Source organism: Glycocaulis sp., assembly GCF_052168375.1.
GTDB lineage: Bacteria > Pseudomonadota > Alphaproteobacteria > Caulobacterales > Maricaulaceae > Glycocaulis.
Window position 1 is genome coordinate 1 of the sequence record NZ_JBQLZR010000114.1, and the last position, 8,167, is coordinate 8,167.

Here is an 8,167-nt window from a genome sequence, read left to right on the forward strand (position 1 = left end):
CGCCCGGCGGCTCTGGCATATCGTCCTTGGCATTCTGGGACATGGGTCGATACCGTTCATGCTTGACTGGAGGCCGCCCTGACTGGCCGGCGTTCAGCAGACCAAACGCATCACGAAATCATGCGGTTCCCCTCGCTGTTCAGACGGGCACGCTGTCCGGCATCGGGAACCGCTGCGCGGCCTGGCGCGTAACCGGTCAACACAGACAGGCGTCGGCGACAGCCTTCGCCGCTAGTGTGCCTGAAGGACGGGAACCATGAATATCGACGATGTTTTTGCCCACTTGCCGTACCTGCGCCGCTATGCGCGTGCCCTTGCGGGCGAGCAGGAGCGCGGTGATCTGCTTGTCCAGCGGGCGCTGGAGAAAGCCCTTGAAGGCAAGGTGACGCTGAACGCCGAACTGCCGGCGCGCATTGCCCTGTTCCGGGCGTTTCACGATTCCGCACCGGACATGGACCGGGTAGGGGGCTCACCCGCACGCGGACCGGATTCGCGCCTGCAACGCCTCGAGGCCCGTGCGCGTCAGGCCTTGCTGCTGACCGCGATGGAAGGCTTCACTTCGGAAGAGGCCGGTCAGGTGCTGGCCGTGCCGCAGGCCGATATCGAGGCCCTGGTGGCCCGCGCGCACGGCGATATCGAACTTGCCCTGAAGACGCGCGTTCTCATCATTGAGGACGAGCCGATCATTGCTGCTGATATCGAGGCAATTGTGGGGGATCTCGGACACGAGGTCTGCGCCATTGCGACGACGCGCAGCGAAGCGATCGAGGCTGCCGCGCATCATCGTCCGGGCCTTGTGCTGGCCGACATCCAGCTGGCCGACAACTCGTCCGGTATCGATGCGGCGAACGACATTCTGGCCGACCTGCCGGTGCCGGTGATCTTCATCACCGCGTTTCCAGAACGCCTGCTGACCGGTGAGCGGCCAGAACCGGCCTTCCTGATCACCAAGCCCTTCCTGCCAAATGCGGTGAAGGCGGCCATCTCACAGGCGCTGTTTTTCGAGGAAGAGGCCCATCCTGCGCCGCGCCGCGCACAGGCCTGAGCGTGCCCTTGCAGGCATGTGCTAAAGGCGGCTGCCTTTTTCACGGCGGGCGCTTGCCAAGCCCGCACCTCGCGGCTAGTTTCGCGCGCCTTGACGAAGGGGCTTCGCCCTACTGGTCAGGACAGCGCGCCCGTAGCTCAGCTGGATAGAGCACCAGACTACGAATCTGGGGGTCAGGAGTTCGAATCTCTTCGGGCGCGCCATTATTTTCTGTTCTCCCTCACATCCGTTCGGTCGGTCCTCGCTTGCGCTGCGGACGGGCGGTCGCCCTTGCGAACCTTGCAGGTTCGAAATTGGCCCGCTTAGGCGCGCCATTTTACTCAGAGCAAAATCGTCAGGGCCGGTTATCAGGCCGGTTTGCACCGGCGGTGCCAGTTTACCCGCCTTTTACGTCTTGGCCGGCCCTTATCCCTGCCAGGCGCCATGAAGTCAGAATTCCCGGCCTATGGCGATCTGGAACATCGCATCGTCGGCGCCGCGCGAAAGCCCGGCGCGGGCGCGCAGGGCTAGCGATATATCATTCTCGAAGCCTATCTGGAGCACGCCGCCTGCCTGATGGGCGCTAAAACGGTCTTCCAGGACGGTCTCTGGCGTCCCCATCTCGCTGAAGAGCTCGATCCCGGCCCGCCATGAGCGAGTGCCAGCAACATTCATGTCGAGCGCGCGCGTCAGGTTTGCCCGCACTTCAAGCTCCGCATCATCATTGAACTGGCCATCGACCGGCATTTCCGCATCGAGATTGATCCGCCATTCCCAACCCGGTGTAAAGCGGTCGGTCACGATGAACCGGATCCCGGCCGAATCCGTTGCCCCGTCTTCTGCCGTGTAGGAAAGACGCAACCCGCCATTGAAGCCGGAATTGTCATCGGCTTCCGCAGCCCACTGAAAATGGTTGTCGAGCGTAGTCCCGCCATAGCGCCAGCCTTCGCCAATCCGGTCGGTCGCCGAGACGACGATGCGGGCGCGGTACCAGTCGGTAAAACCGTACTGGACGTGCACGCGCGAACCGGCAGCGCCGTCATCGCTCATGCCGAAACGGGCCTCGATCTCGCGTTCGCCCCGTTCAATCCCTGCACCGCTGACCGAACCCGTCAGACTCTGGGCGTTTGCAGCGACGGCAAAAACCGGCACCAGCACCAGGGCGAGGGGCAGGGCACGCGGGCGGGAAAAGCGCATGTCGGATCCTTTCGTGACACTTTTATGACAGTCTTTCGTGCCCATATGGGGGAAATCTTTGTGAAAAGCGAGCCTTTCGCCTGACAAACGCCTTACAGCTGCATTAACTGGCCATGACGCTTGCATGATCAGGCCCGGGAGTGGCGGCAGCGTGCGTCGCGCAGGATGTCAGGGCGCTCGAAAGGCGGTAGCCTGCGATGGAGGGCGGACAGCCCTGTTGCCAGACCCCTTGAAGCCCGCCATGACCGATGCCGTCCTTGCCGCCGAACCTGCCATCCGTCTGATGGTGTTTGTCGCTGTCCTGGCCGTGCTGATGGTGTGGGAGCTATTGGCGCCGCGCCGTCGCCGTGCGGTGCCCAGGCTTATCCGCTGGAGCAATAATCTGGCGCTGGTGGTTGTCGATACTGCGCTGCTGCGTCTCGCTTTTCCGCTTCTGGCGGTAGCGCTCGCCCTGTGGGCGCAGGATCAGGGGTGGGGGCTTTTCAATGTCGTCGCTGCACCGCTCTGGATGTCGCTGCCGTTATCGGTGCTGGTGCTCGATCTGGTGATCTATGGCCAGCATGTGATGTTCCACAAAGTGCCGGTGCTTTGGCGCCTGCACCGGGTCCATCATGCCGATCCGGAGTTTGACGTGACGACGGGATTGCGCTTTCACCCCGGCGAGATCGTGCTTTCCATGATCCTGAAACTTGCCGCCGTGCTGGCGCTTGGCGCGCCGGCGCTGGCAGTGCTGGTATTCGAGGTGCTGCTGAATGCCACCTCCATGTTCAATCATTCGAATGTCCGCCTTTCCGAACCCGTCGACCGGGCGGTGCGGCGCGTCATCGTGACGCCGGACATGCACCGGGTGCATCATTCGATTGCGCGTCACGAGACTGACAGCAATTTCGGGTTCAACCTGTCGTTATGGGACCGGTTGTTTGGCACTTATCGCGCACAGCCGGAGGCGGGCCATGAGGCGATGATGATCGGCATCGGCCAGTTTCGCGAGCCGCGCGAGCTCTGGCTGGACCGGATGCTGACGCAGCCCTTTCGCGGTCCCGCAAATGACCCGTCCGGGGCACAGGCCGCGACCGAAGCAGGCGTAAAACCGGCGATAAACGACCTGCCATCGTCTGACCGCCAGGGCTGAAATCATAATGCCACGAGGCTTGGGTAGTATTGGCTTGACGTCATCAACTTTGCAATACAAAGTGGTTTATATGAGACGTAAGCCCGCCAACATTACAAAATTGTATCGTAAAGGGTGCTTTACACAAAGGTGGGTAAGGCCTACCGCTAGGGACGAACAGGCGCATCGTGCGCCATCCAGGGGGCTGACAGAATGAATGACGACCGGCGCGACAAATTGCGTTCGCTGAGCATTGACCGGGACGAGGTCCAGGGGGGCAGCGGCGGTGTGTCGCCGCTGGTGCTTGTTGGCGCGGTTCTGGTGACCGCCCTGATCGCAGCAGGGGCCGTCTGGTTCCTGATGCAGGGCGATGAGGCTGCTCCGGCGCAGACGCAGCAGGCTGCCAGTACCGTGGAGGCACCGGCTTCGCAGCCTGTACCGGCTTCCAGCGAAACACCGGCTCCCGCCGCCTCGCGCGTGCCGCGTGCGGCTGGTCTCGTAGCGTCCGGCTATGTCACCGCGCGCCGTCAGGCCACCGTTTCTGCCGAGATTACCGGGCGCATCGCCGAGGTGCTGGTGGAAGAGGGCGCCGAGGTAGAGGCGGGCGAAGTTCTGGCCCGCCTTGATGATACCCGCGCGCGGCTCGACCTTGATCTGATTGATGCGCAGATCGCTGCGGCAGAGGCCCGTGTGCGTTCGCTGGAGTTTCAGGCCCGCGAGGCGCGCACCGTTACAGGGCGTGCCTCCAGCCTGTTTGAACGCGAGATTGCCTCTGAAGCGGCCCTGACGGCTGCCCAGGCCCAGCAATCGAGCCTTGAAGCCCAGTTGCGCGCCGCCCGCGCCGATCTCGACAGTGCACGGGTGCGCAGGACAAGTCAGGAAGACCTGATCGCCCGCCATATCGTGCGTGCCCCCTTTGCCGGGGTCGTGATCGCCAAGAATGCGCAAGTGGGCGAGATCCTGTTTCCGGGCTCTGCCGGTGGCGGCTTTACCCGGACCGGCGTGGCTACGCTTGTGGACATGGCCTCACTCGAGATCGAGGTCGATGTGAACGAGGGGCAGATCCAGCGCGTCAGCCCCGGCCAGCGGGTCGAGGCGGTTCTGGATGCCTATCCGGACTGGCGAATCCCCGCCCGCGTCGAAGCCATCATTCCGACCGCCGACCGCAGCCGCGCCACCATCCAGGTGCGTGTGGCCCTGAACGAGCGTGACGAACGTGTCCTGCCGGACATGGCCGCACGCGTCACCTTCATCGAATAGGAAAGCCCCGATCCCGACAGGGTTGAATCGCAAGGACACCAAACATCATGACAGAGACTTCCGCACTCTACGAACTCAAGGGCTTGTCCAAGCGCTACACGCGGGGCAAGGAAACCGTCGCCATTTTCGACGAGCTGGACATGTCGATCCACCAGGGCGATTTCATCGCCATCATGGGGCCGTCCGGTTCGGGCAAGACCACACTTCTGAACCTTCTGGGCGGCATCGACAAGCCAAGCGCCGGGCAGGTCTTCTTCGAAGGCCAGCGCATCGACAATCTCAGCCAGGGCAAGCTTGCCAAATGGCGCGCGAAGAATGCCGGCTTCATCTTCCAGTTCTACAATCTGATGCCGACCTTGAGCGCCGCGCAGAACGTGGAGCTGCCGCTTCTTCTGACCAATCTGTCTGGCAAGGCCCGCAAGGAACGGGTGAAGACCGCGCTCGATATTGTCGGCATGGTGGACCGCGCCGGTCACCGTCCGGGCCAGCTTTCGGGCGGTCAGCAGCAGCGCGTCGCGATTGCCCGCGCCATCGTGGCGGACCCGAAAGTCCTGCTGGCGGACGAGCCGACCGGTGACCTTGACCGGACCACGGCAGACGAAATCCTGCAGACGCTTCAGCTGCTCAACAAGGAGCTGGGCAAGACCATCATCATGGTCACGCACGACCCGGAGGCGGCCAGCTATGCCGCTCGCGAGCTGCACCTGAACAAGGGCCGCTTCGAGGAGAGGGGGAAAGCCTGATGAATGACGCAACCCTGATCCGCAAGAACCTGTTCCGCAAACGTTTGCGGGCGGTGCTCCTGATGGTGTCCATCCTTGTCGCCTTCCTGATCTTCGGGGTGCTGGGCGCGTTGCAGAACGCGTTCACATCCGGCACCGGAACGGCAGCGCAGGAACGCCTCGTCACCGTCAACCGCATCAATTTCACCGTCGCCCTGCCTTATGCCTACTGGGGCCGCATCCAGCAGGTGGAAGGCGTGCGCAACGCGGCGCCTGCCAGCTGGTTCGGCGGGTATTTCCAGGAGCCGCAGAATTTCGTGCAGAGCTTTGCCGTCGATCCGGCAAGCTATCTGGAGGCCTATCCCAACGAGATCGTGCTGCCGCCCGAGGAGCGTGCGGCTTTTCTGGAAGGGCGTACCTGCGCGCTGATCGGGCGGGCTCTGGCCAACCAGTATGGCTGGTCGACCGGGGACCGGATTCCGCTCAATTCCAACATCTGGCAGAACACCGACGGCTCGCAGACCTGGGAGCTGGATATTTGCGGCGTGTTTGATGACACCGAAGGCACCTATCCGACCAACTACCTCATGCTCCACTACGAGTATTTCAACGAGAGCCTCGCCTTCGGCCGCGACAGCTTCCACTGGATCACCATCAACACGACCGATCCGGCGCTGAACGATCAGGTCAGCCAGGAGATTGACGCCCTCTTTGCCAACTCGTCGGCAGAAACCTCGACGACGACCGAGGCCGCCTTCAACGAGGCGTTCATGGAGCAGTTCGGCAATATCGGCCTCATCCTGACCTGGGTGATCGGGGCGGCGTTCGCGACAATCCTGATGATCGTCGGCACGACCATGGTGATGGCGGTCAATGAACGTACGCGCGAGATTGCAGTCCTGAAGACGCTTGGCTTCACCGCGCCGCGCATCTTCCGCATGGTGCTGTGGGAGTCGCTGCTCCTCAGCTTCCTCGGCGGACTGATCGGGTTGGGCCTCGCGGCACTGGCATCCGGGGCGGCATCGAGTGCGCTGGAAGGCTTCCTTCCCACGTTTGGCCTGTCGACCACCAATGTCCTCGTCGCGCTCGCCCTTATGGCCGCGCTCGGCATCGTGACGGGTGTGGTCCCGGCCTATAACGCCATGCAGGTGCGCATCTCCGAAGCGCTCGGCAAGATCTAGGAGAGACTTCCATGCTCAAACAGACAACAGCCGTAACGCTTCTCAATCTGCGCTCCATCCCCCAGCGCTGGGGGATGTCGCTGGCAACCGTGCTCTCCATCGCCCTGGTGGTCGGTGTGCTGCTCGGCTTCATGGCGATGGCCAGCGGCTTCCGGGCCACGGTCGACGGGGCGGGCTCCGACGATGTGGCCGTGCTTCTGCGCGGCGGGGCGATGGCAGAGATGAACTCTGTCGTTGACCGCACCGAGGTGCGTCTTCTCGAAGTCGCGCCCGGTATTGCCGCCGACGAGAACGGGGAGCCGCTGCTTTCATCGGAGCTCTTCGTGGTCGTGGATGGCATCAAGCGGACCAGCCAGACCCGCGCCAATCTGGCGCTGCGCGGGCTTGGCCTTTCCGGTCCGGGCCTGCGGCCGCAGTTCAACCTTGTGGATGGCCGCATGTTCGAGCCGGGCACGGCAGAGCTGGTGGTCGGTGAAAGCGTGCTGCGCGAGTTTGACGGGTTCGAACTCGGCCAGACCATCCGGCTGGGCAATAATGAATGGACGGTTGTGGGTGTGTTCTCGACCGGCGGTTCGGTCTTCGATTCCGAAATCTGGGCCGATCTGGGCGTCATCCAGAATCTATACGACCGGGGCTCCAGCGTGCAGACGGTCCGTGCCCGCCTGACCTCGCCGGACGCGGTCGAACAGCTTCGCGAATACGTGGAGAACGAGCCGCGCCTCAATCTCGAAGTCCTCTCCGAGCGGGCCTATTTCGCCCGCTCTGCCGGCGGCACGACGAACCTCATCATGTTCCTCGGCTGGCCTCTGGCTTTCGCGATGGCCATCGGTGCGCTGGCAGGCGCCTGGAATGCCATGTACGCCTCGGTGGATGCCCGCACGCGGGAGCTCGCCACGCTCCGGGCGATCGGGTTTGGCGGATTTCCCGCTTTCATCGCGGCCATGACCGAGGCGCTGGTTCTCGCCTTTGCCGGGGGGCTGGTGGGCGCAGTTGCGACCTTCCTGCTCTTTGACGGGGTCAGCGCCTCGACCCTCGGCTCGGGCTTTACCCAGGTGGTGTTCGCCTTCGCGGTGACGCCTGATGCGGCGGTGCAGGGCGTGATCCTTGCCCTGATCGTCGGCTTCCTTGGCGGGTTCGTCCCGGCCTTGCGCGCCGCGCGCATTCCGCTTCTGGCGGTGCATAACGACTAGGAATGCAAAGCCCCGGCCCCGCCAATGCGCAGGGCCGGGGGTGTTGCCTTGGCGTGGCCATAATGGGCTGCGAACTTCAGGCGAATTTGCAAAGGAAGCCCCATGAAACGCGTGATGATAGCCGCCGGCGCCGCTGCGCTGGCCTGTGCCGGTTTTTCTGCCAGTGCGCAGGAATTGCGCCTGCCGCAATCCGATTACGAGATGAATGTGCGCATTCAGGACCCGTCCGGTGACGGTGAAGCCCAGAATGTCGAAATGCGTCATCGCAGCGGTGATTTCCGCATGGACGGGCAGTTTCAGGGCCAGCTCGCCATCGTGCTGGTCAATCCGGTGGAACGCCGTGTGACGATCCTTGCCGACATGGGCGGCAATCGCGTGGCGATCCGGCTTCCTGTCGGCGACGACATACCGATGCCTGTCGCTGATGAGCGTTTTGGCGAGGTTGTGGGTCAGGACACGGTCGCGGGCGAGGCCTGCACGGT

At 63.3% G+C, this 8,167-nt stretch carries 8 protein-coding genes and 1 tRNA gene; 8 read left to right on the forward strand and 1 reads right to left on the reverse strand.

Annotated elements, in window-relative coordinates; all coding sequences use genetic code 11:
- Window positions 1-256 precede the first annotated feature (256 nt).
- Together ACTS2Z_RS04530 and ACTS2Z_RS04535 are read left to right on the forward strand one after the other, a co-directional pair.
- Entirely contained in the window at window positions 257-1,045 is a 789-nt protein-coding gene (locus tag ACTS2Z_RS04530; RefSeq protein WP_442572039.1) for a response regulator, read from the forward strand.
- 126 nt (window positions 1,046-1,171) lie between these two features.
- A tRNA-Arg gene (locus ACTS2Z_RS04535) sits at window positions 1,172-1,248 on the forward strand.
- Between the two features lie 226 nt (window positions 1,249-1,474).
- Here the strand turns inward: ACTS2Z_RS04535 and ACTS2Z_RS04540 are convergent.
- Window positions 1,475-2,221: a hypothetical protein gene (locus ACTS2Z_RS04540; RefSeq protein WP_442572040.1), complete on the reverse strand. Its 747-nt coding sequence runs from the start codon at window positions 2,219-2,221 to the stop codon at window positions 1,475-1,477.
- A gap of 241 nt (window positions 2,222-2,462) precedes the next feature.
- Between ACTS2Z_RS04540 and ACTS2Z_RS04545 the strand changes: the two genes are divergently transcribed.
- The 6 genes from ACTS2Z_RS04545 to ACTS2Z_RS04570 all read left to right on the forward strand — a co-directional run.
- Window positions 2,463-3,353, forward strand: coding sequence for a sterol desaturase family protein (locus ACTS2Z_RS04545; RefSeq protein ID WP_442572041.1), 891 nt, complete (start codon window positions 2,463-2,465; stop codon window positions 3,351-3,353).
- A gap of 192 nt (window positions 3,354-3,545) precedes the next feature.
- The gene (locus ACTS2Z_RS04550) at window positions 3,546-4,592 is read left to right on the forward strand and encodes an efflux RND transporter periplasmic adaptor subunit (protein WP_442572042.1); all 1,047 of its coding nucleotides are present in this window, start codon (window positions 3,546-3,548) and stop codon (window positions 4,590-4,592) included.
- 47 nt (window positions 4,593-4,639) lie between these two features.
- On the forward strand, window positions 4,640-5,335 hold the full coding sequence (locus ACTS2Z_RS04555; protein WP_442572043.1) for an ABC transporter ATP-binding protein: 696 nt from the start codon (window positions 4,640-4,642) through the stop codon (window positions 5,333-5,335).
- The gene (locus tag ACTS2Z_RS04560) at window positions 5,335-6,495 is read left to right on the forward strand and encodes an ABC transporter permease (RefSeq protein ID WP_442572044.1); all 1,161 of its coding nucleotides are present in this window, start codon (window positions 5,335-5,337) and stop codon (window positions 6,493-6,495) included. Before ACTS2Z_RS04555 ends, ACTS2Z_RS04560 begins: the two co-directional genes overlap by 1 nt.
- 11 nt (window positions 6,496-6,506) lie before the next feature.
- The gene (locus tag ACTS2Z_RS04565; RefSeq protein ID WP_442572045.1) at window positions 6,507-7,685 is read left to right on the forward strand and encodes an ABC transporter permease; all 1,179 of its coding nucleotides are present in this window, start codon (window positions 6,507-6,509) and stop codon (window positions 7,683-7,685) included.
- Between the two features lie 102 nt (window positions 7,686-7,787).
- Window positions 7,788-8,167 (forward strand): hypothetical protein (locus tag ACTS2Z_RS04570; RefSeq protein ID WP_442572046.1); only part of this gene is annotated, 380 nt, incomplete at its 3' end.

Excerpts from the sequence above, each read along its gene's own strand:
- ACTS2Z_RS04540 (WP_442572040.1), bottom strand. The coding sequence starts at position 2,221 with ATGCGCTTTTCCCGCCCGCGTGCCCTGCCCCTCGCCCTGGTGCTGGTG.
- ACTS2Z_RS04550 (WP_442572042.1), top strand. The coding sequence starts at position 3,546 with ATGAATGACGACCGGCGCGACAAATTGCGTTCGCTGAGCATTGACCGG.
- ACTS2Z_RS04530 (WP_442572039.1), top strand. The coding sequence starts at position 257 with ATGAATATCGACGATGTTTTTGCCCACTTGCCGTACCTGCGCCGCTAT.
- ACTS2Z_RS04545 (WP_442572041.1), top strand. The coding sequence starts at position 2,463 with ATGACCGATGCCGTCCTTGCCGCCGAACCTGCCATCCGTCTGATGGTG.
- ACTS2Z_RS04565 (WP_442572045.1), top strand. The coding sequence starts at position 6,507 with ATGCTCAAACAGACAACAGCCGTAACGCTTCTCAATCTGCGCTCCATC.
- ACTS2Z_RS04555 (WP_442572043.1), top strand. The coding sequence starts at position 4,640 with ATGACAGAGACTTCCGCACTCTACGAACTCAAGGGCTTGTCCAAGCGC.
- ACTS2Z_RS04560 (WP_442572044.1), top strand. The coding sequence starts at position 5,335 with ATGAATGACGCAACCCTGATCCGCAAGAACCTGTTCCGCAAACGTTTG.